17 protein-coding genes and 1 rRNA gene are annotated in these 20,794 nt (G+C 73.3%); 4 read left to right on the top strand and 14 right to left on the bottom strand.

All coding sequences use genetic code 11. The annotated features are described in order from the left end of the window. Positions 1 to 57 precede the first annotated feature (57 nt). Both R2E43_RS29525 and R2E43_RS29520 read right to left on the bottom strand, forming a co-directional pair. Positions 58 to 693 carry an NUDIX domain-containing protein gene (locus R2E43_RS29525; RefSeq protein WP_003977050.1) on the bottom strand — a complete coding sequence of 212 codons (636 nt, stop codon included), beginning with the start codon at positions 691 to 693 and terminating at the stop codon, positions 58 to 60. Between the two features lie 87 nt (positions 694 to 780). Further along, positions 781 to 2,430: a CTP synthase gene (locus tag R2E43_RS29520; RefSeq protein ID WP_030868164.1), complete on the bottom strand. Its 1,650-nt coding sequence runs from the start codon at positions 2,428 to 2,430 to the stop codon at positions 781 to 783. Positions 2,431 to 3,015: 585 nt separating this feature from the next. Here R2E43_RS29520 and R2E43_RS29515 point away from each other — a divergent pair. Together R2E43_RS29515 and R2E43_RS29510 are read left to right on the top strand one after the other, a co-directional pair. Next, positions 3,016 to 4,818: a glycoside hydrolase family 15 protein gene (locus R2E43_RS29515; protein ID WP_016325899.1), complete on the top strand. Its 1,803-nt coding sequence runs from the start codon at positions 3,016 to 3,018 to the stop codon at positions 4,816 to 4,818. A 571-nt stretch (positions 4,819 to 5,389) separates the two neighbouring features. Then, positions 5,390 to 7,036 carry a PucR family transcriptional regulator gene (locus R2E43_RS29510; protein ID WP_210984739.1) on the top strand — a complete coding sequence of 549 codons (1,647 nt, stop codon included), beginning with the start codon at positions 5,390 to 5,392 and terminating at the stop codon, positions 7,034 to 7,036. Positions 7,037 to 7,058: 22 nt separating this feature from the next. On the opposite strand, the gene R2E43_RS29505 is transcribed toward R2E43_RS29510, so the two are convergent. The 5 genes from R2E43_RS29505 to R2E43_RS29485 form a co-directional block, all read right to left on the bottom strand. Continuing rightward, a complete protein-coding gene (locus tag R2E43_RS29505; protein WP_037666770.1) occupies positions 7,059 to 8,207 on the bottom strand; it encodes a glycosyltransferase family 4 protein in 1,149 nt (382 codons plus the stop codon). A 355-nt stretch (positions 8,208 to 8,562) separates the two neighbouring features. Then, a complete protein-coding gene (gene recN / locus R2E43_RS29500; RefSeq protein WP_016325905.1) occupies positions 8,563 to 10,305 on the bottom strand; it encodes a DNA repair protein RecN in 1,743 nt (580 codons plus the stop codon). Between the two features lie 140 nt (positions 10,306 to 10,445). Then, positions 10,446 to 11,351, bottom strand: a complete 906-nt coding sequence (locus R2E43_RS29495) for an NAD kinase (RefSeq protein ID WP_011027973.1) — start codon at positions 11,349 to 11,351, stop codon at positions 10,446 to 10,448. Then, positions 11,348 to 12,163: a hemolysin gene (locus R2E43_RS29490; protein WP_003977040.1), complete on the bottom strand. Its 816-nt coding sequence runs from the start codon at positions 12,161 to 12,163 to the stop codon at positions 11,348 to 11,350. The genes R2E43_RS29495 and R2E43_RS29490 overlap by 4 nt, the downstream gene beginning before the upstream one ends. 7 nt (positions 12,164 to 12,170) lie before the next feature. Beyond that, positions 12,171 to 12,518 (bottom strand): hypothetical protein, encoded by a 348-nt coding sequence (locus tag R2E43_RS29485; protein WP_003977039.1) that lies wholly within the window; start codon positions 12,516 to 12,518, stop codon positions 12,171 to 12,173. A gap of 42 nt (positions 12,519 to 12,560) precedes the next feature. Between R2E43_RS29485 and R2E43_RS29480 the strand changes: the two genes are divergently transcribed. Next, positions 12,561 to 12,908: a hypothetical protein gene (locus tag R2E43_RS29480; protein ID WP_003977038.1), complete on the top strand. Its 348-nt coding sequence runs from the start codon at positions 12,561 to 12,563 to the stop codon at positions 12,906 to 12,908. Here the strand turns inward: R2E43_RS29480 and R2E43_RS29475 are convergent. The 4 genes from R2E43_RS29475 to R2E43_RS29460 all read right to left on the bottom strand — a co-directional run bounded on the left by R2E43_RS29475 (position 12,892) and on the right by R2E43_RS29460 (position 17,128). Further along, positions 12,892 to 13,785, bottom strand: coding sequence for an ABC transporter ATP-binding protein (locus tag R2E43_RS29475; RefSeq protein ID WP_332056712.1), 894 nt, complete (start codon positions 13,783 to 13,785; stop codon positions 12,892 to 12,894). The two genes, R2E43_RS29480 and R2E43_RS29475, sit on opposite strands and share 17 nt — an antisense overlap. Further along, on the bottom strand, positions 13,782 to 14,819 hold the full coding sequence (locus R2E43_RS29470) for a FecCD family ABC transporter permease (RefSeq protein ID WP_030868181.1): 1,038 nt from the start codon (positions 14,817 to 14,819) through the stop codon (positions 13,782 to 13,784). The genes R2E43_RS29475 and R2E43_RS29470 overlap by 4 nt, the downstream gene beginning before the upstream one ends. Positions 14,820 to 14,905: 86 nt before the next feature. Beyond that, entirely contained in the window at positions 14,906 to 15,952 is a 1,047-nt protein-coding gene (locus R2E43_RS29465; RefSeq protein ID WP_332056711.1) for a FecCD family ABC transporter permease, read from the bottom strand. Positions 15,953 to 16,096: 144 nt separating this feature from the next. Continuing rightward, positions 16,097 to 17,128 carry an HAD hydrolase-like protein gene (locus R2E43_RS29460; protein ID WP_136208922.1) on the bottom strand — a complete coding sequence of 344 codons (1,032 nt, stop codon included), beginning with the start codon at positions 17,126 to 17,128 and terminating at the stop codon, positions 16,097 to 16,099. A 72-nt stretch (positions 17,129 to 17,200) separates the two neighbouring features. On the opposite strand from R2E43_RS29460, the gene R2E43_RS29455 reads away from it, so the two are divergent. Next, complete coding sequence (locus tag R2E43_RS29455; protein ID WP_193485876.1) at positions 17,201 to 18,493, top strand: DUF1015 domain-containing protein; 1,293 nt, start codon at positions 17,201 to 17,203, stop codon at positions 18,491 to 18,493. A 91-nt stretch (positions 18,494 to 18,584) separates the two neighbouring features. On the opposite strand, the gene R2E43_RS29450 is transcribed toward R2E43_RS29455, so the two are convergent. The 3 genes from R2E43_RS29450 to rrf all read right to left on the bottom strand — a co-directional run bounded on the left by R2E43_RS29450 (position 18,585) and on the right by rrf (position 20,733). Continuing rightward, a complete protein-coding gene (locus R2E43_RS29450) occupies positions 18,585 to 19,322 on the bottom strand; it encodes a tetratricopeptide repeat protein (protein ID WP_003977032.1) in 738 nt (245 codons plus the stop codon). Further along, complete coding sequence (locus R2E43_RS29445; protein ID WP_106518681.1) at positions 19,214 to 20,521, bottom strand: hypothetical protein; 1,308 nt, start codon at positions 20,519 to 20,521, stop codon at positions 19,214 to 19,216. Before R2E43_RS29445 ends, R2E43_RS29450 begins: the two co-directional genes overlap by 109 nt. A gap of 95 nt (positions 20,522 to 20,616) precedes the next feature. After that, positions 20,617 to 20,733 (bottom strand): 5S ribosomal RNA (rrf, locus tag R2E43_RS29440). Positions 20,734 to 20,794 lie beyond the last annotated feature (61 nt).

Here is a 20,794-nt window from a genome sequence, read left to right as displayed (position 1 = left end):
CCCCCGATCGGATCAGCCGATGGTCACACCGGCCCGGTGAGAGTTGCCAGGACGTCCTCAGGCCTCGAACGGGCGGGCCGGCCACGGCGCCAGGGCCGGACGGAGCGCGTCGAGCCCGTCGCCCCGCTCCGCCGCGACCAGCGCGAGCACGCCCACGACCAGGCAGTTGTTGTGCAGCTCTCCCGCGAGCACCCCCCGGACCAGGTCGGCGACGGGCACTCGCGCCAGCTCCATGTCGGCCTCTTCGTCCTCGACCTCGAAGCGCTCCCCGGCGGCCTCGGACAGGTCCCGGGCGAGGAAGATCCGTACGGCCTCGTCGCAGCCGCCGGGGGTGGTGTAGACGTCGGTCAGCACCCGCCAGTCCTCGGCCTTGACGTGCGCCTCCTCGTACAGCTCGCGCTGGGCGGCGTGCAGCGGGTTCTCGCCGGGGACGTCGAGCAGGCCGGCCGGGATCTCCCACAGCTTCTCGCGCACCGGGTGCCGGTACTGCCGGATGACCAGCACCCGGCCCTCCCCGTCCAGGGCGAGGACGGCCACCGAGCCGGGGTGGACCTGGTAGTCGCGGGTCACCACGGAGCCGTCGGGCATGACCACGTCGTCCGTGCGGACCGAGGTCTTCTTGCCCCGGAAGGGGGTCTGGCTGCCCCGGATCTCCCACTCCTCGGGAGTGTCCTTGATCGTGCTGCCCGTCATTGCCTGACCTGCCCTTCCAGACGTACGCGAAAGCCGGGGCCCGCGCCGTTCGAGTGCGCGCGCCCCGGCCACCGTACAACTGGTGTGTTACTTCGACGTCTTCCGCTCGACCGCGGCCTTGACCAGCCCGGCGAAGAGCGGGTGCGGGCGGGTCGGGCGCGAGCGCAGCTCCGGGTGCGCCTGCGTGGCGACCAGGTAGGGGTGGACGTCGCGCGGGTACTCGACGTACTCGACGAGCTTGCCGTCCGGGGAGGTGCCCGAGAAGACGATGCCGGCCTTCTTCTCCAGCTCCGCGCGGTAGGCGTTGTTCACCTCGTAGCGGTGGCGGTGCCGCTCCTCGACGTACTCCTTGCCGTCGTAGACCTCGCGCACGATGGAGCCCTCGGCCAGCTTCGCCGGGTACATACCGAGCCGCATGGTGCCGCCCATGTCGCCCTCGCCGGCCACGATGTCCAGCTGCTCGGCCATGGTGGAGACGACCGGGTGGGCGGTGGCGGGGTCGAACTCGGTGGAGTTGGCGTCCGCGACACCGGCCAGGTTGCGCGCGGCCTCGACGACGATGCACTGCAGGCCGAGGCAGAGGCCGAGCAGCGGGATCCCGTTCTCACGGGCGTACTGAATCGCGCCCACCTTGCCGGTCACACCGCGCTCGCCGAAGCCGCCCGGGATGCAGATCGCGTCGACGTCGCCGAGCTGGGCCCTGGCGCCGGCCGGGGTCTTGCAGTCGTCGGACGTGACCCACTTGATCTTCACCCGCGCCTTGTTGGCGAAGCCGCCCGCGCGCAGCGCCTCGGTGACCGAGAGGTAGGCGTCGGGCAGGTCGATGTACTTGCCGACCAGGGCCATGACGATCTCGTGCTCGGGGTTGTGGACCCGGTCGAGCAGGTCGTCCCAGGTGGTCCAGTCCACGTCGCGGAACGGCAGATCCATCCTGCGGACGACGTAGGCGTCCAGGCCCTCGGTGTGGATGACCTTCGGAATGTCGTAGATGGAGCGGGCGTCGGGGCAGGCCACCACGGCCGCCTCGTCGACGTCGCACATCAGGGAGATCTTGCGCTTGATCGCGGTCGGGACCTCGCGGTCGCAGCGCAGGACGATCGCGTCCGGCTGGATGCCGATGTTGCGCAGGGCGGCGACGCTGTGCTGGGTGGGCTTGGTCTTCAGCTCGCCCGAGGGGCCGATGTAGGGCAGGAGCGAGATGTGCACGACGAACACGTTGTCGCGGCCGACCTCGTGCCGGACCTGGCGGACGGTCTCCAGGAACGGCAGCGACTCGATGTCGCCGACGGTGCCGCCGACCTCGGTGATCACGACGTCGACCTCGTCCGTCGCCATGCGGCGGATGCGGTGCTTGATCTCGTTGGTGATGTGCGGGATGACCTGGACGGTGTCGCCCAGGTACTCGCCGCGCCGCTCCTTGGCGATCACCGTGGAGTACACCTGGCCGGTGGTGACGTTGGCCGAGCCGTCGAGGTCGCGGTCGAGGAAGCGCTCGTAGTGGCCGATGTCCAGGTCGGTCTCGGCGCCGTCGTTGGTGACGAAGACCTCACCGTGCTGGAAGGGGTTCATCGTGCCGGGGTCGACGTTCAGGTACGGGTCGAGCTTCTGCATCACGACGCGCAGGCCCCTGGCCTTGAGCAGCATGCCGAGGCTGGAGGCGGTGAGCCCCTTGCCGAGCGAGGAGGCGACACCCCCGGTGACGAAGATGTGCTTGGTCGTCGAGGATTTGGGCGGCATGGCCAAGAGGGGGCTCCCGTGGTCGCGGTCTGGGGTGCGGTGCGCTCGTCCTCCGCCCCGGTCGTCCCGGGTGTCGTCGGCGGCGCCGTCGCTGCGGTTCCGGGGTTTTTCTCCCACCGGTCCACGGGCTACCAGCGTATCAGCGCCTCGGGGCGATGGCTTCCGGCCACCCTCCGCGCACGCCCGGACACGCAGGTGGGACGGTCACCGTTTCCTCACGCGGTGGTCACCCGTTCGGCGGACCCGGGTTGCCCGGAGCGGCACACAGATCATCTACGTGCGTCGTATCCTGCTCGGACGTTCGCTGCCGAGCCCGCCCGGCGACACGGCACCACCCCTCGCCCGTCAGCGCCGGAACAACGAGAGCTCGTCAGTTCGTTGAGCAACAATTGTCGTTCGGGGCACCGCGTTTGGCTGCACGGCCGGACGGCTGCTTTGCTTCATCGCTCAACGAGGCATGGCACACAGGACAGACATCCTCGACACACTTTCCCTGACACACACCCCTGACCCCACCCTTGACCGCTGACCGCACTAGCGACCGCCCCCATGCGGGGTGACGTGGCCGTTCGACTGGAGTTGCACGTGGCCGGGCGCATCGAAGACTACGCACTCATCGGAGACATGCAGACCGCTGCCCTGGTCTGCCGGGACGGCACAGTCGACTGGCTGTGCCTGCCCCGCTTCGACTCGCATGCCATCTTCGCCGGCCTGCTGGGCACCGGGGAACACGGCTTCTGGCGGCTCGGACCCGCCTACGCCCCCGGCGCGGAACCGCCCACGTCGGCCCGGCGGACCTACCGCGGCGACTCGCTGATCCTGGAGTCCGAGTGGGACACCCCGCGCGGCACCGTCCGGGTGACCGATTTCATGCCGCCGCGCGACGGCGCGCCGCAGCTGATCCGGATCGTGGAGGGCGTCTCCGGCCGGGTGCCGATGCGCTCGGAGCTGCGGATGCGGTTCAGCTACGGCCGGGTGGTCCCCTGGGTCCACAAGCACGAGGGCCGCACGGTGGCCGTCGCGGGTCCGGACTCCGTGTGGTTCGACACGGAGGCGGAGACCTATGGCAAGGCGCTGACCACGTACGCGGACTTCACGGTGGCGCCGGGTGACCGGGTGGCGTTCACGATCTCGTGGGAGCCCTCGCACAAGGAGCCGCCGGCGCTGCCGGAGCCGGAGCAGTCGCTGGTGGCCACCGAGGACTTCTGGCGCGACTGGGTCGAGCACTGCACGTACCACGGTCCCTACCGGGAGGCCGTGGTCCGCTCCCTGATCACGCTGAAGGCCCTGACGTACGCCCCCACCGGGGGCATCGTCGCCGCGCCCACCACCTCCCTGCCGGAGGACATCGGCGGCGTCCGCAACTGGGACTACCGCTACACCTGGCTGCGCGACGCCGCGATCACGCTGTCCTCGCTGCTGCGCACCGGCTACCGCGAGGAGGCCCGCGCCTGGCGCGAGTGGCTGCTGCGCGCGGTCGCGGGCGACCCCGAGAACCTGCAGATCATGTACGGCATCGCCGGCGAGCGGGAACTGGGCGAGGCGGAGCTGGACTGGCTGCCGGGCTACGAGGGCTCCGGCCCGGTCCGGGTCGGCAACGGCGCGGCCCACCAGCTCCAGCTGGACGTCTACGGCGAGGTGACCGAGGCCCTGCACCTGGGCCACATGACGGGCCTGGCCCGCAACGACTACGCCTCGGTGCTCCAGCTCAAGCTGATCCGCTACCTGGAGGACCACTGGAACGAGCCGGACGAGGGCATCTGGGAGGTGCGCGGCCCGCGCCGCCACTTCGTGCACTCCAAGGTGATGGCCTGGGTCGCCGTCGACCGCACCATCAAGCTGATCGAGTCCGGCGACGCGGACGGCCCGCTGGAGCGCTGGAAGCAGTTGCGCGACGACATCCACCGGGACGTGTGCGAGAAGGGCTACGACAAGGAACGCAACACGTTCACGCAGTCCTACGGCTCGCAGGCGCTGGACGCCTCCCTGCTGCTGATTCCGCAGATGGGCTTCCTGCCGCCGGACGACAAGCGGGTCATCGGCACCATCGAGGCCATCCAGCGCGAGCTGTCCACCTCGGACGGCTTCATCCTGCGCTACCCGACGGACGGCGAGGCCGAGGGCGTCGACGGTCTGCCGGGCGACGAGGGCGCCTTCCTCGCCTGCTCGTTCTGGATGGCGGACGACCTGGCGATGATCGGCCGGGTCGACGAGGCGCGCAAACTCTTCGAGAAGCTCCTCTCCCTGCGCAACGACCTCGGTCTTCTCGCCGAGGAGTGGGACCCCCGCCTGCAGCGCCAGGTGGGCAACTTCCCGCAGGCCTTCAGTCACGTGCCCCTGATCGACACGGCCCTCAGGCTGACGGCGAGCGGCGCCTACGGCGGCTGACCGGTGGCACCGGGCCCCCGGTGCCGGGGGCCCGGTGCCGCCGGTGGCCGGTGACCGCGATCCGTTCAGGGGGCCGGCGCCGTCAGGGTCCGTTCGCCGCCCGGGTCGCCCGCCGTCGCCGGTACCGGGGCCGGCTCGTCCGGGCCTGTCTCGGCGTAGGCGTCCATCCGGGCCCGTCTCGGCGTAGGCATCCATCCGGGCCCGTACGGTGTCCGGGCCGCCGATCGGGCCCGGCGGTGAGCGCGATCCGCCGCGTGCCCGCTCCGGCGGCCGCGGCGAGCACGAACGCGTCCCAGGGTCGGCCCCTCCCCCAGCCACACCTCGCGGTGTCCCGGCCGGTCCGCCCGTCGCGCCACCCGCAGGGGCCCGTCGAGGGGGCCGGCGTCCTCACGTGCGGCGGCCACGCCGGTGGTGTCCATGTCGGGTGCCCTGGCCACCGGGCGCCCGCCGGTCCGCGGGAGGCGGGGCGGACGACCCGGGTGGATCGCCGGGTGGATGCCCGGGGGGGACGACCCGGAGGGATCTCCCGGGTGGATGTCCCGGGTGGGTCGCGCCGGGTAGCGTCCGGCCCATGGACAGCGGCACGAACAGCGGATTCGACACGCAGGGCGCCGGGATCACCGTGCGCCGGGCCCTGGAGCTGCCCGGGCTGCGCAGCGGTCTGCCGGAGATCCTCGCGGGCGCCGACCGCATGCAGCGCACGGTGCGCTGGGTGCACGCCGGTGAGGTGCCCAACATCGCCTCGCTGCTCAAGGGCGGCGAACTGCTGCTGACCACGGGGTACGGCCTCGGCACCCGGCCCGCCGAGCAGCGGGCGTTCGTGCGCACGCTGGCCGAGCGCGGCATCGCGGCGCTCGTCGTGGAGCTGGGCCCGCGCTTCACCCGGCTGCCCGCGGCGCTGGTCGACACGGCCCGCGCGGCCGGGCTGCCGCTGGTGCAGCTGCACCGCGAGGTGCCGTTCGTGGCGGTCACCGAGGAGATCCACACCGAGATCGTCAACGGCCACTACGCGCTGCTCCAGCGGGCCGAGGAGGTGCACCGCCGCTGCACCGAGGCGCTGCTCGGCGGCGGCGGAGTGCCCCAGGTCCTCGCCATCCTGGCCGACTTCGCCGGCAACCCCGTCTTCCTGGAGACCACCGACGGCCGCCTGCTGTACGCCGCCGGCGCCGGGCCCGAGGGCGCCGACCCCCTTCAGGTCTGGGAGGGGCTGCGGGACCCGCACAAGGACGCGCCGCCCCCGGCGGGCTCGGTCCTCGTGGACGTGCCCGGCGGGGGCCCCGGCACGGGATCGGTCCGGGCCCGCCTCGTCCTGCTGCCGGTACGGTCCTCGCCGGCGCCGGTGCACCGGATGGCGGCGGAGCGGGCGGCGGGCATCCTCGCCGTGGTGCTGATGCAGGCGCGGCAGGAGGAGGAGCTGGCGGCGCGCGGGCGGGGCGACTTCCTCACCGACCTCGCCGAGGGGCGGATCACCGCCGAGGACGCCCCCGCGCAGGCCCGCGTCCTCGGCTTCAAGCCGGGCGCCGGTCCGCTGCTCCCGGTGGTGATGCGGCTCGGCGACGCCCTGTCCCCGGCGGGCGGCGGCTGGGCGGTGCTGGCCCGCGCCGTCGCCGAGGAGCTGGCGTCGGTGGGGGTGCCGGTCCTGCTGGGCGTGCGGCCGGTGGAGGGCCGGGTCCCGCTGCTGCTGGGGCTGCGCTCGGAGTCGGAGCGGGCCGCGGTCGCCGACCGGGTCGCGGTGGCGCTGCGGGCGGGCGCGGAGCGGGCCGGGATGCGGCGTCCCGGGGCGCAGCCCCCCGTCGTGGTCGTCGGGGTGTCCGGCGGCTGGGCGGCGGCCTCGGCGGGCCTCAGGCACGCGGCGGAGACGGCGACCGCGGCGCAGGGCCTGACCGACCGGCCCTGGTACGACGCGCGGCGCCTGGACATCGACCTGCTGCTGTGGCGGCTGCGCGACCATCCGGACCTCGCGGCGTTCGTGGACCGGGCCATCGGCCCGCTGCGGGACCACGACGACCGCTCCAAGCCGCCCCTGCTGCCCACCCTCCAGACGTACTTGGCCCACGCCGGCCGCAAGGCGGAGACGGCCCGGGAACTCCACCTCAACCGGCAGACCCTCTACAACCGGCTCGCCAGGATCGGGGAGTTGCTGGGCACGGACCTCGACGACCCGCAGACCGTACTGGCGTTGAGCCTGGCCCTGCGCGCCCGCCGGCACGTGCCGTAAGGGGCGGGGACGAGGCGGGTGCCTAGAGCAGCGGCGTGGGCTGCGTCAACTCGTCGTAGATGCTCAGCACCTGGGCGACGGTCTCGTCCTCGGTCGGCCACGTGGCCGCCTGCCGCGTGCCCCGCTCACGGAGTTCGTCCTGCCGCGCGGGGTCGGCGAGCAGGCGGACCACGGCGTCGGCGAGGGCCGCCGCGTCGCCCGGCGGGACGAGTTCGGCGGCGTCGCCGACCAGCTCGGGGATGCCGCCGACGGCACCGGCGACGAGGGGCACGCGCGCGTGGAGCGCCTCCTGGGCGAGTACGGAGCGCCCCGGCTCCCGGCGGCTCGGCAGCAGCGCGAGGTCGGCCGCCGCCAGCAGGTCGGGCACGTCGTCGCGGCTGCCGACGAGTACCACCGGCAGCCCCTCGCCCTCGATCCGGCCCTGCAACTCGCCACGCAGCGGTCCCTCCCCGGCGACCACGACCAGCGGCGCCGGGTCGAGGCGGCGCCACACGCGGGCGGCGTCGAGCAGCACGTCGTACCCGCGGTGCCGCTCGAGCGATCCGACCGCCACCAGCAACGGCCGGTCGATGGCGCCGAGTTCGGCCCGGACCTTGGGCCGCAGCGGGTCGGGGTCGTCGGATCCGGCCGGCGGGCCCGGACGGGCGGGGAGTGCGACGGGGCCGAGGCGGGCGTCCCGGGCGCCCGTCCGGCGCGCCCCGTCGACCAGCTCCGAGGTGGCGCCGAGCACGACGGTGGCGGCCTTCATGACCCGCCGCTCCAGCACACGCAGCAGCTGGCCGCGGGCTCCCTCGGCGTGCGCCCGGTCGTGCCAGGTGACGACGAGCGGCGTGCGTACGCGCCGGCCGCCGAGGGCCAGGGCGGCCCGGAAGGAGGCGTGCAGTCCGTGCGCGTGCACCAGGTCGGCCTCGGCGCACACCGTGCGCAGCGCGGCCACCGATACGGGATCGCTGCTGCGCGGCACGTGCACGTGGTCGGCCCCGGCGCCGGTGAAGTCGTAGGTGCACTCCGCATCGGAGGGGGCGCACACCGTCACCTTCACGCCCCGCGCGACGAGCCCCGCGGCCAGTGAGCGCACGTGCGCGCTGCTGCCGGCGTTGCCACCGCCCAGCACCTGCACGGTGCGCAGCGGCGACTGGCCGTGCGGTGAGTGGCTGCTCACAGGGGTCACCTGGCCGGGGCTCCTGGTTCGGCGGGAGACGGTCACGAAGGACGTGGGGACGGTCACGAAGAACGTACAGAAGGATGGTGCGGACGGGGTGCGCCGGGCGGTTTCCCGTGCGCCGCTCCGTCAAGGATGCCAGGCCGCACGGGTGTTCCGGGAACGACGACCGCCACGACCGGACGACCGGCGGGACAACGACACGGAACCACCTCACTCGTACGAGTGAACGTCACGCCGTCGCACCGGCCACCCGGGGCGTGCGTCCGGGAGACCGCCGAAGCACGCCCGCCCGGCCCCCGGAGTCCCTACCGGTCGGCCCGGCCCCCGGAGTCCCTACCGGTCGGCCCGGGCCCCGGAGTCCCTACCGGTCGGCCCGGGCCGTTTCCAGCAGTTCCTCCGCGTGGGCGCGGGCCGTCTCCGAGTCCTCCTGGCCGGCGAGCATCCGGGAGAGTTCCCGGACGCGTTCCTCGCCCTCCAGGACCTTCACGCCGGAGCGGGTCACCGAGCCGTCGTTCGTCTTCTCCACCAGTAGCTGCCGGTCGGCGAACGCGGCCACCTGCGGCAGGTGCGTGACGACCACGACCTGCGCGCTCCTGGCCAGCCGCGCCAGCCGCCGCCCGATCTCCACCGCCGCCTTGCCGCCGACCCCGGCGTCGACCTCGTCGAACAGGTACGTCGGCACGGGATCGGTGCCCGCGAAGACGACCTCCACGGCCAGCATCACGCGCGACAGCTCACCGCCGGACGCGCCCTTGGCGATCGGCCGGGCCGGCGCGCCGGGGTGCGGGGCCAGCAGCAGCTCCACCTCGTCCGCGCCCGACGGCCCGTACGCGACCGTACGCCCACCGATCTCGACACCCTCCGGGTCCTCGGTCTGCCGGATCGCGAAGGACACGCGCGCGTGGGGCATGGCGAGCGACGCCAGCTCGGCGGTCACCGCGGCGGCGAACCGCTCGGCGGCCTCGGTCCGCGCGTCGGTCAGCGCCTGGGCGAGCCCGCCCAGCTCCGCCCGCAGCGCGTCCCGCTCGGCGGTCAGCTCGCCGATCCGCTCGTCGTCGCCGTCCAGCTCGGTCAGCCGCGCGGCGCTCTGCTCGGCCCAGCTCAGCACGGCCGCGATGTCCTCGCCGTACTTCCGCGTCAGCGCGGTGAGCGCGGCCCGGCGCTCCTCGACCGCCGCCAGCCGCAACGGGTCGGCGTCCAGGTCGTCGGCGTACCCGGCGAGTTCCCCGGCCACGTCGCGCAGCAGGATGCCGACCTCGCCGATCCGCTCGGCGAGCGCGGCCAGCGCCGGGTCGTGGGACCGTACGGCGTCCAGGGCCCGCTGCGCGCCCGCGACGAGCGTGGCGCCGTCCACGCCCTCGGGATCCTCCGGGTTGCCCGCCAGGGCGGCGTGGGCGACCGTGGCGGCCGACGCGAGTGCCTCGGCGTGCCCCAGCCGCTCCGCCTCCTCCGCCAGCTCCACGTCCTCACCCGCGCGCGGCTCGACCGCGGCGATCTCGTCGAGGCCGTAGCGCAGCAGATCGGCCTCCTGGGCGCGCTCACGCGCGCGCGTGGTGATCTCCTCCAGCTCACGGACGACGGCCCGCAGCCGACGGTAGGCCTCCGCGTACTTGGCGAGCGGCCCGGCGACCGCGTCGCCCGCGTACCGGTCCAGGGCCTGGCGCTGCCGGTTCAGCTTCAGCAGCCCCTGCTGGTCGGTCTGCCCGTGCACGGCGACCAGCTCGTCGGCCAGCTCGGCGAGCATCCCCACCGGCACCGACCGCCCGCCCAGGTGCGCGCGCGATCTTCCCTCGGCGGACACGGTACGGCTGATCAGCAGCGCCCCGTCGTCCAGCTCGGCCCCGGCCTCCTCGGCCCGGACGGCCACCGCGGCGTCGCCGGGCACGGCGATGCGCCCCTCGACGACCGCGTTCTTCGCCCCGATCCGCACGAGCGCCGCGTCGGCGCGCCCGCCCAGGAGCAACCCCAGGCTGGTGACCACCATGGTCTTGCCGGCACCCGTCTCACCGGTGACAGCGGTGAACCCGGGCGACAGCTCGACCACGGCGTCATCGATGACTCCGAGCGACCGTATCCGCATCTCCTCAAGCACGGACACGACCATACGAGGTCGAGGCCGGAAAGCGCACACAGGCCGCCCCTGTCACGCCGGGCCGGGTTGTGCCGTCGGGGGCCCGGGGAAGGGCGCGACCAGCCACAACGCACCGCAGCCCGCGACGCACCGGAACCACCCCTTCGGGACCGCTAGTGCGGCGCCCCCCGCCACCCGGAGACCGGCAACGCGAACTTCGCCACCAGCCGGTCCGTGAACGACGCGTGATGCAGCCGGGCCAGCCGCACCGGCACCGCCCCCCGCCGCACCTCCACCCGCGCCCCCGGCGGCAGCTCCACCGTCCGCCGCCCGTCACACCACAACACCCCCGGCGGGACGTGCGGCAGCACCTCCACCGCGAGCACCGAGTCCGGCGAGGTCACCAGCGGCTTGGCGAACAGCGCGTGGGCGCTGATCGGCACCATCAGCAGCGCCTCCACCTCGGGCCACACCACGGGGCCCCCGGCCGAGAAGGCGTACGCCGTCGACCCGGTCGGCGTCGACAGCACGATGCCGTCGCAGCCGAACCCGGTCACCGGCCGGCCGTCGATCTCCAGCACGACCTCCAGCAGCTTCTCGGCGCCCGCCTTCTGCACGGCGGCCTCGTTCAGCGCCCAGTCGGTGTGCACGATGTCGCCGTTGCGGTGGACGACGACGTCGACGGTCATCCGCTCCTCGACCTCGTAGGCCCGGTTCACCACCCGGTCGACGACCTTGTCGAGGTCGTCGCGCTCGGCCTCCGCGAGGAAGCCGACCCGGCCGAGGTTGACGCCGAGCATCGGCACGCCCGAGGCGCGGGCGAACTCGGCGCCGCGCAGCAGCGTGCCGTCGCCGCCCAGCACGATCAGCAGCTCGCACCCGTCCAGGCACTGCGGGGTGGCCTCGCCGACCAGCTCCACCTCGCCCGGCAGCGGCAGGTCGCGCGCCTCGGCCTCCAGGACCCGTACGCCGATCCCGGCCCGCAGCAGCCCCTTGACCACCAGCTCCGCGCTGCGGATGGCAGCGGGGCGCCCGGTGTGGGCGAGCAGGAAAACAGTACGCACTCGGTTCTGTGTCAACGCGGCCCCTCCGCCACTGCACGGTCAACGTCGGCCGGGTCCAGTTCACCGGCCCCGGCCCGCAGCCACAGAAAGTACTCGACGTTCCCGGAGGGGCCCGGCAGCGGACTGGCGGTGACCCCCTTCACCCCGAGCCCCAGCTCCCAGGCCTTCCGCGCGACTCCCCGCACGGCCTCGGCCCGCAACTGCGCGCTGCGTACCACTCCCCCGCTGCCCAGCCGCTCCTTCCCCACCTCGAACTGCGGCTTCACCATCATCACCAGGTCGGCGCCCGGCCGGGTGCACCGCACCAGGGCCGGCAGCACCAGTGCGAGCGGGATGAAGGACAGATCCCCCACGACAAGGTCCACGGGCTCCCCATCGATCGCTTCCGGCGTCAACTCCCGTACGTTCGTACGGTCCTTGACGGTGACGCGTTCATCCTGCCGGAGACTCCAGGCGAGTTGTCCGTATCCGACGTCCACGGCGACGACGTGCGCGGCGCCCGCCCGCAGCAGTACGTCGGTGAAGCCGCCGGTGGAGGCGCCGGCGTCCAGGGCCCGCCGCCCCTCGACCACGAGGCCCTGCGGTACGAAGGCGGCCAGGGCCCCGGCGAGCTTGTGGCCGCCGCGCGAGACGTAGTCGGGGTCGTTGTCGTCGGCGGTCACGACGATCGCGGCGGCGGTCTCGACCTGCGTGGCGGGTTTGGTCGCGACGGTCTTGCCGACGGTGACCCGCCCGGCGGCGATCAGCTGGCTCGCGTGCTCGCGCGAGCGCGCCAGCTTGCGGCGCACCAGCTCCGCGTCGAGACGGCGGCGTGCGACTCCTGCCACGTTCGGTTCAGCTCCTGCGGTCGTACGGTGATGGCGGCGGGGGCGCCGGTGGTCCCGGGCGGCCCGGAGGTTCCGGAGGACCCGGGCGGGCGTCGAGCGCGGTGAGCGCGTCGCGCAGCCCCCGGTGTACATCCTCGTACACCTCGACGTGTCCGTCGGTGGCGAGGTGGTCGGCGTCGGCCAGCCGCGCCAGCCGGGCGTCGACCTCGGTGTTCCCCGTGGGGTCGCGCGGGACGTCCAGCGGTGCGGGGGCGGCCGGCTCGTACCCGGGGCCGGTGTCCGCCCCGGGCTCCGCCGCCTCGGCACCGGCCACCGGCTCGCGCTGGGGTTCCGGCTCGGGTACTGCGTCGCTCATGCCCCGACGCTACAGCGTGGCGCTGGGGTACGGTCGGTCCCGATGGCGACGACTGAGGAGTGCCGTGCCGCACTCGACAAGCTCTCGGACACCATGCGGGGCGCCGAAGGGGACGTGCGGTCGGCCACTGAGCTGGACCGCTCGGTGAGCTGCCACATCACCGACCTGGACGTCACCTTCGCCGGACGCATGGCGGACGGCCGCATCGACGTGCGCGAGACCCTGGAGGGGCCGCCGCGCGAGCGGGCCGAGATCAGGCTGGCGATGACCGGCGACGACCTGGTGGCCCTGGTGGCGGGCGAACTGAACTTCGCCCGGGCCTGGGGCTCGGGCCGGGTGAAGCTGGAAGCGGGCCTGCGCGACCTGCTCCGGCTCAGGAAGCTCCTGTAGCGACCGCCTTCGCCTGCTCGGTCACCTGCTTGGTGCGCCCTTTGCGGGCGGCCGGCACCACCAGCGGCGTACCCGTCTCGGGATCGTCGATGACCTGGCAGCGCAGCCCGAAGACCCGCTCGACCAGGTCGGCGGTGACGATGTCCTTCGGCGCGCCCTCGGCGATGACCCGCCCCTCGCGCAGGGCGATGAGGTGGGTGGCGTAGCGGGCGGCGTGGTTGAGGTCGTGCAGCACGGCCACGAGGGTGCGCCCCTGCTCCTCGTGGAGTTCCGCGCACAGGTCGAGGACGTCGATCTGGTGCTGGATGTCCAGGTACGTCGTCGGCTCGTCGAGGAGCAGCAGCGGGGTCTGCTGGGCCAGCGCCATGGCGATCCACACGCGCTGGCGCTGTCCGCCGGAGAGTTCGTCGACGTAGCGGTCGGCCAGCTCCGAGATGCCGGTCCGGGCCATCGACTCCTGGACCACCCGCTCGTCCTCGGTCGACCACTGACGCAGGATTCCCTGGTGCGGGTAGCGGCCGCGGCCGACGAGGTCGCCGACGGTGATGCCGTCGGGCGCGATGGAGGACTGCGGGAGCAGGCCGAGGGTCCGGGCGACCTGCTTGGCGGGCATCGACTGGATGACCGATCCGTCGAGCAGCACCCGGCCCTGGCTCGGCCTGAGCATCCGTGACAGGGCGCGCAGCAGCGTGGACTTGCCGCACGCGTTCGGGCCGACGATCACGGTGAAGGAGTTGTCGGGTATCTCCACCGACAGCTTCTCCGCGATGACCCGCTGGTCGTAGGCGAGGGTGACGTTCTCGGCGGTCAGGCGGTTCACGTTGCTGTTGCTCCTTCGGTTGTTCGGCCCGCTGCGGTGGCCGGTGCCGGCGCTCATATCCGGCCCGCCTTGCGCTCGGTGACCAGCAGCCACAGCAGGTAGACGCCGCCGAGCACGCCGGTGACGACGCCCACGGGCAGTTGCTCGGCGCCGAAGACCCGCTGCGAGATCCAGTCGGCGCCGACCAGCAGAGCGGCGCCCATGCACAGGGACGGCAGCAGATTGGGGCCGGGCGAGCGGGTCAGGCGCCGGGCGAGCTGCGGCGCGGTGAGCGCCACGAAGCTGACCGGTCCGGCGGCGGCGGTGGCCGCGGCGGTGAGCAGCACGGCGGCCACCATCAGCAGCGCCCGCACCCGCTCGACGCGCACCCCGAGGGCGTACGACACGTCGTCGCCCATCTCCATCATCCGCAGCGCCCGTCCGTTGGTGAGCACGAGCGGCACGAGCACGGCGCACAGCGCGAGCAGGGGCCAGACCTGGTCCCAGTCGCGGCCGTTGAGGGACCCGGTCATCCAGACGACGGCACGCGAGGCGTCGACGATGTCGGCGCGGGTGAGCAGGTAGCCGTTGACCGCCGTGACGATCGCGGACACCCCGATACCGACCAGGACCAGCCGGTATCCGTGCACGCCCCGCTTCCAGGCGAGCAGATAGATGGCGAGACCGGTCACCAGGCCGCCGACGAGCGCGCCGACGGTGACCTGGGCCGAGCTGCCGGAGAACAGGACGATCATGATGAGCGCACCGGCCGTCGCCCCCTGCCCGAGGCCCAGGACGTCCGGACTGCCGAGCGGGTTGCGGGAGATGGCCTGGAAGAGCGCACCGCCGACCCCGAGCGCGGCGCCGACCAGCAGTCCGACCAGGACCCGCGGCAGCCGCAGCTCGTTGACGATGAACTCCTGCCCGGCGTTGCCCTGGCCGACCAGGGTCTTCAGCACGTCGACGGCCGGTATGTCGAAGTCACCGGTGCCGATCAGCAGCACGCTCGCGGCGAGCGCGAGGAGCAGCAGCAGCGCGACGACCACCGCGGCCCGTACGTCGAGGCGAAGGGACAGCCCGCCCGGAGTGCGGACGGCCCGAACCCTCTTCACGGTCTCCCCGTACTTCACGGTCTTCCCGTACTTCACGGTCTTCGCGGTCTTCGCGGTCTTCCCGTTCTTCGCGTTCTTCGCGGTCTTCACAGCTGGGCCGTCCTCCGCCGTCGTACGAGAAAGATGAAGACCGGCCCGCCGAGGACGGCGGTGACGATGCCGACCTGGAGCTCCGAGGGCCGTGCGACGATCCGGCCGAGGACGTCCGCGCCCAGCAGCAGCACCGGGGACAGGATCGCCGCGTACGGCAGGATCCAGCGCATGTCGGGTCCGGTGAAGGAGCGGACGATGTGCGGGATCATCAGCCCGACGAAGACGATCGGCCCGCAGGCGGCGGTCGCGGCGCCGCACAGCACGGTCGCGGCGAGCATGGACAGCGCCCGGGTGCGGTTCAGGTTGGCGCCGAGGGCCTTGGCGGTGTCGTCGCCCATCTCCATGGCGTTGAGCGGCCGGGCGAGCGCGAGGGCGAGGACCGTGCCCACCACGAAGAACGGCAGTACCTCGCGGATGGTGCCGGTCGTCGCCGAGGCGAGCGAACCGACCGTCCAGAAGCGCATCCGGCCCAGCGCCGCGTCGTCCATGATCATCACGGCCTGGAGGTAGCCGAAGAGGGCGGCGCTGATCGCGGTGCCGGCCAGTACCAGCCGCACCGGCGTGGCCCCCCGGCTGCCCCCCAGGAACCAGACCAGCGCGCCGACCCCCGCCGCACCGGCGAAGGCGAACCAGACGTACCCGGTCAGCGAGGTGACGCCGAAGAAGGTGATGCCCGTGACCACGGCCGCCGAGGCGCCCGCGTTGATGCCGAGGAGTCCGGGATCGGCCAGCGGGTTGCGGGTGAGCGCCTGGAGCACGGCCCCCGCGAGGCCGAGGGCGGCGCCGACCAGCAGCCCGAGGACGGTACGGGACAGCCGTTCACCGACCACGACGTCGCCGTAGGTGCCCGAGTCGTGGAAGAGGCCGTGCCAGACCTCCGCCAGGGACAGGTCCTTCGCACCGATCGCGATGCTCACCAACACGATAAGCACCAGGGCCGCCACGGAGACGGGCAGCCCCGCTGCGCGCAGGACACGGCGCTTGGAGGGCGGCGCGGGAGCGGTCTCCGCGCGCTGTTCGGGGGGACTGTCGACCAACACGCAGTTAGGTTAGCCTACCCTGCCAATCGATCACGATCCCCGAGCCTTCCCGGGGCCGCGGGCCCCGCCCGGGGACGTCCCGGGCCGCCCGGGCCGGTGAACGGCACGGACGGGCACCAACGGGCGCCTTCCCCGTGCGCCGTCTCACAACCCCAGTCGCGCCAGCGCCTTCCCCGAGTCCAGCCCGCACCCCTGCTCCCCGCCCGCAGTCCAGGCCGCCGCGCACAGGACGCGCAGCCCGTCCAGCGCCGCGCCGTCGCCGTCCAGCTCCAGCCGCTCCCCGCCGGCCGTCGCCGTCCAGCCCCCGCAGCGGAAGCCTCCCTCCGCGTCGCCGGTGACCTCCGGCTGCCCGGTGAGCAGCCCGCGCAGATCGGCGTCGACGTACGTCGGCCGGTGCTGGGGCGCCGCCGCCAGCAGCTGCGCCCCGTCGGTCACACCGGTCAGGACGAGCAGCGAGTCGACCTCCCCGTTGAACGCCCCCTCGATGTCCGTGTCCAGCCGGTCGCCCACCACCAACGGGCGCCGGGCGCCGGTCCGCAGGATCGTCTCGCGGTGCATGGGCGGCAAGGGCTTGCCCGCGACCTGCGGCTCGGCGCCGGTCGCGATCCGCACGACCTCCACCGCCGCGCCGTTGCCCGGGGCGATCCCGCGGGCGCCCGGGATGGTCAGGTCGGTGTTGGAGGCGTACCAGGGCACGCCCCGCTCGATCGCGTAACAGGCCTCGGCGAACCGCCCCCAGGGCAGCTCCGGCCCGCCGAACCCCTGCACCACGGCCGCCGGATCGTCCTCGGCCGACTCCACGGGCTCGAGACCGCGCTCCCGCAGCGCCACGCGCAGCCCTTCACCACCGATCACCAGCACCCGCGCCCCCGAGGGCAGCTGCTCGGCCATCAGCCGGGCCACCGCCTGCGCCGACGTGATGACGTCCTCGGCCCCCGTCGGTATGCCCAGCTCGGTCAGGTGCGCGGCCACCGCGTCGGGGGTCCGGAGCGCGTTGTTGGTGACGTAGGCCAGGCGCATCCCGCCGTCGCGGGCCGCGGCGAGGGAGTCGACGGCGTGAGCGATCGCGTTCCCCCCGGCGTACACCACGCCGTCCAGGTCGAGCAGCGCCGTGTCGTACGCCTCACTCAGGTCCGGCCCACTGCCCGCGGGCCTCGTCCTGACGCTCCGGCTCATTGCGCATCGCTCCTCGTTCGTCGCCTTTCCCCCGATCATCCCCCATGCCACCGACACACGTACGATGCCGGGATGAACTCTGCAGGTCACCCGGAAGCAACGGCGCGCCGGGGCCTGGAACTCACCCCGTTCCGAGGCCTCCGCTACGACCCCGACCGGGTCGGCAGCCTGGCCGCCGTGACCTCTCCTCCCTACGACGTCGTGGTCCGCCCCGACGGCCTGCTGCACCTGGAGTCCGCCGACCCGTACAACATCGTCCGGCTGATCCTGCCCCAGGCCGCCACACCCGAGGCGCGCAACGAGCAGGCCGCCCGCACCCTGCGGCGCTGGACGGCGGAGGGCGTCCTGACCACCGACCCCGAACCGGGTCTGTACGTCTACGAACAACGCGACCGCGAGGGCATGCTGCAGCGCGGCATCATCGGCGCCCTGCGCGTGTCGGACCCGTCCGAGCAGGTGGTCCTGCCGCACGAGGACGTCATGCCGCACGTCGTCGCCGACCGCGCGGCACTCATGCGGGCCACCCGGGCGAACCTCGAGCCCCTCCTCCTGACCTACCGGGGCGACGACGCGACACCGGCCACCACCGCCCTCGTGGAACGCACGGCCGAGCAGCCGCCGCTCCTCTCCACGACCACGGAGGACGGCTTCTGCCACCGCCTGTGGTCGGTCACCGCCCCGGACACCGTGGCCCGCGTCCGGGCCGAGCTGTCCCGGCACCAGGCCCTCATCGCCGACGGCCACCACCGCTGGGCCACCTACCGCACCCTCCGCGCGGAACACCCTTCGCCCAGCCCGTGGGACCACGGCCTGGTCCTCCTGGTCGACACGGCCCGCTACCCGCTCCGCGTCCGCGCCATCCACCGGCTCCTGCACGGCGTCCCGGTGCACGAAGCCGTGGCCGCCCTCGCCGGACACTTCCGCGTCCGCCGCCTCGGCACCTCCCTGGACGAGTCACTGGAGACCCTGGCGAAGGCGGCCGGCTCGGGCAACGCCTTCCTCCTCGCCGGCGACGGCGCCTTCCACCTCGTCGACCTGCCGGATCCCGGCCTGCTGGCCCGCACAATCCCCACCGACCGGCCCGAGGCCTGGCGCACGCTGGACGCCACCGTCCTGCACGCCACGCTCCTCGCGCACGTCTGGCACGTTCCGGACGACTCGGCGTCCCACATCTCCTACATCCACGACACGGCGGCCACCGTGGAGAAGGCCGAGCGCGACGGCGGTACGGCGGTGCTGATGCACCCGGTCCGCGAGGAGGTCGTCCGCGAACTGGCCCGACAGGGCGTCACGATGCCCCGCAAGTCGACCTCCTTCGGCCCGAAACCGGCCTCGGGCCTGGTGCTGCGCCCACTCGACGCCTGAGACGGCCTGCCGACACGCCGAGGGGGCGGGCCCGTGAACCGGTCCCGCCCCCTCGACTCGCCTCAGGCGTCAGGCCATTGCCATCGGCCCATCAATCCTCGTCGCCGTCCTCGGCGGCAGGCCTCTGCCCATCGCTCTCGGACTCACCCTCGTCCAGGGCGTCCATGAACTCCACGCCGTCCAGCTCGGCGAGCCGGTCGGAGGCGTCCGTGCTGCCGTCCCGGTCCGACTCCACGGCCTTCGCGAACCACTCCCGCGCCTCCTGCTCCCGGCCTGCGGCCAGCAGCGCGTCGGCGTAGGCGTACCGCAGCCGCGCGGTCCACGGCTGTACGGAGTTCGAGGCGAGCTCGGGGCTCTGCAGCGTCACGATGGCCGCGTCCAGCTGCCCCATGTCACGCCGGGCGCCGGCCGCCACCAGGCGCATCTCGACCTGACCGGCCTTGTCCAGCTTGTGCACCTCGGGGGCACCGGCCATGTCCAGCGCCTTCTCCGGCCGGCCGAGCCCGCGCTCGCAGTCGGCCATCACCGGCCACAGCTCCACGGAACCGGTCATCCGCCGAGCGGCCCGGAACTCCGCCAGCGCCTCGGCGTACTTCTGGTTGGCGTACGCGGCGAACCCGGCCGCCTCCCGTACGGCGGCGACGCGGGACGCCAGGCGCAGGGCGACCCTGGAGTAGCCGTACGCGGCCTCCGGGTCCTCGTCGAGCAGCCGCGCGACCATCACCAGGTTCCTGGCGACGTCCTCCGCGAGCGTCTTGGGCAGGCTCTGCAGCTCCTGCCGCACGTCCTTGTCGATCTCGTCGCCCGTGACCTCCTCGGGGATCGGCAGCCGCTTGATCGGCTCCCGGTCCCGGTCACGGTCGCGCTCGTCGCGGAAACGGCCACCGCCGCCCTGCCGGTCGTCACGGCCCCGGTAGCCGCCGGGCCGCCCTCCGCGGTCATCTCGACGGGGCCCGCGGCCTCCGCGGTCGTCACGCCCACGGAACCCACCACGGTCACCACCCCGGCCGTCGTCGCGTCGGCCGAATCCGCCGCGCTCACCACGGTTGTCGTCCCGCCGGAAGCCACCACGATCGCCACGGTCGTCACGGCGGTCGTCACGCCGGAAGGCAGGACGGTCGTCACGGCGGTCATCGCGCCGGTCGTCACGCCGGAAGGCAGGACGGTCGTCACGGCGGTCATCGCGCCGGTCGTCACGCCGGAAGGCAGGACGGTCGTCACGGCGCTCGTCACGCCGGTCATCGCGCCGGAAGGCAGGACGGTCATCCCGACGGTCATCGCGCCGGAAGGCAGGACGGTCATCCCGACGGTCGTCACGGCGGTCATCCCTCCGGTACGAGGGACGGTCACCCCGGTCGTCGCGACGGTACGAGGGACGGTCGCCCCGGTCCCCACGCTCACCACGGTCGTCGCGGCGGAAGGACGGACGGTCACCACCCCGGTCATCGCGACGGAAGCCCCGGTCGCCGCCACGGTCCCGGTCGTCCCGACGCCCGTAGCCGGCACCGCGGTTGTCCTCGCGACGACCGTCGCGGCGGTCATCACGGCCGTCATCCCGACGGTCGTCACGACGGAAGCCGCCGCGCTGCCCACCGCGGTCATCGCGCCGATCGTCACGACGGTCATCACGGCGATCGTCCCGACGGAAGGCGGGGCGGTCACCACGCTCTCCGCGGTCGTCGCGACGGTACGCGGGACGGTCGCCCCGGTCCCCACGCTCACCACGGTCGTCGCGGCGGAAGGACGGACGGTCACCACCCCGGTCATCGCGACGGAAACCCCGGTCGCCACCACGATCGCGATCGTCCCGACGCGGCCCACGGTCTCGGTCGTCACGACGGAAGCCACCGCGCTGTCCGCCACGGTCGTCGCCCCGACGGTCGTCTCGGCGGAACCCACCGCGGTCCCCGCGCTGATCCCTGCGGTCGCCACGGTCACCACTGTCCCGTCGGCGCTGGTCGCGCTCCGGTCGGTCGTCGGGAGAGTTGGTGGACATGGGTGACTCCTGTCTTCGGTACCGCAAGTCATTCTCGCGCAGCCGGGTACCCGGTGCGCCCTGGAAAAACGAAAGGACCCCTGGTCCCCAGCTGAACGCTGGGGACCAGGGGTCCTTCCCAAAGATTGTTCGGCGGCGTCCTACTCTCCCACAGGGTCCCCCCTGCAGTACCATCGGCGCTGTAAGGCTTAGCTTCCGGGTTCGAAATGTAACCGGGCGTTTCCCCTACGCTATGACCACCGAAACCCTAATGGTTTCGAGCGAACAAGCACACTCTTTAATTGTGCGTTCTACTCAAATCCGGC

Origin of the sequence: Streptomyces violaceoruber (assembly GCF_033406955.1) — a bacterium.
In the GTDB taxonomy this organism is placed as follows: Bacteria; Actinomycetota; Actinomycetes; order Streptomycetales; family Streptomycetaceae; genus Streptomyces; species Streptomyces violaceoruber.
Note: the sequence above shows the minus strand (reverse complement) of the source record. Positions and strands in the feature narration are given on the sequence as shown.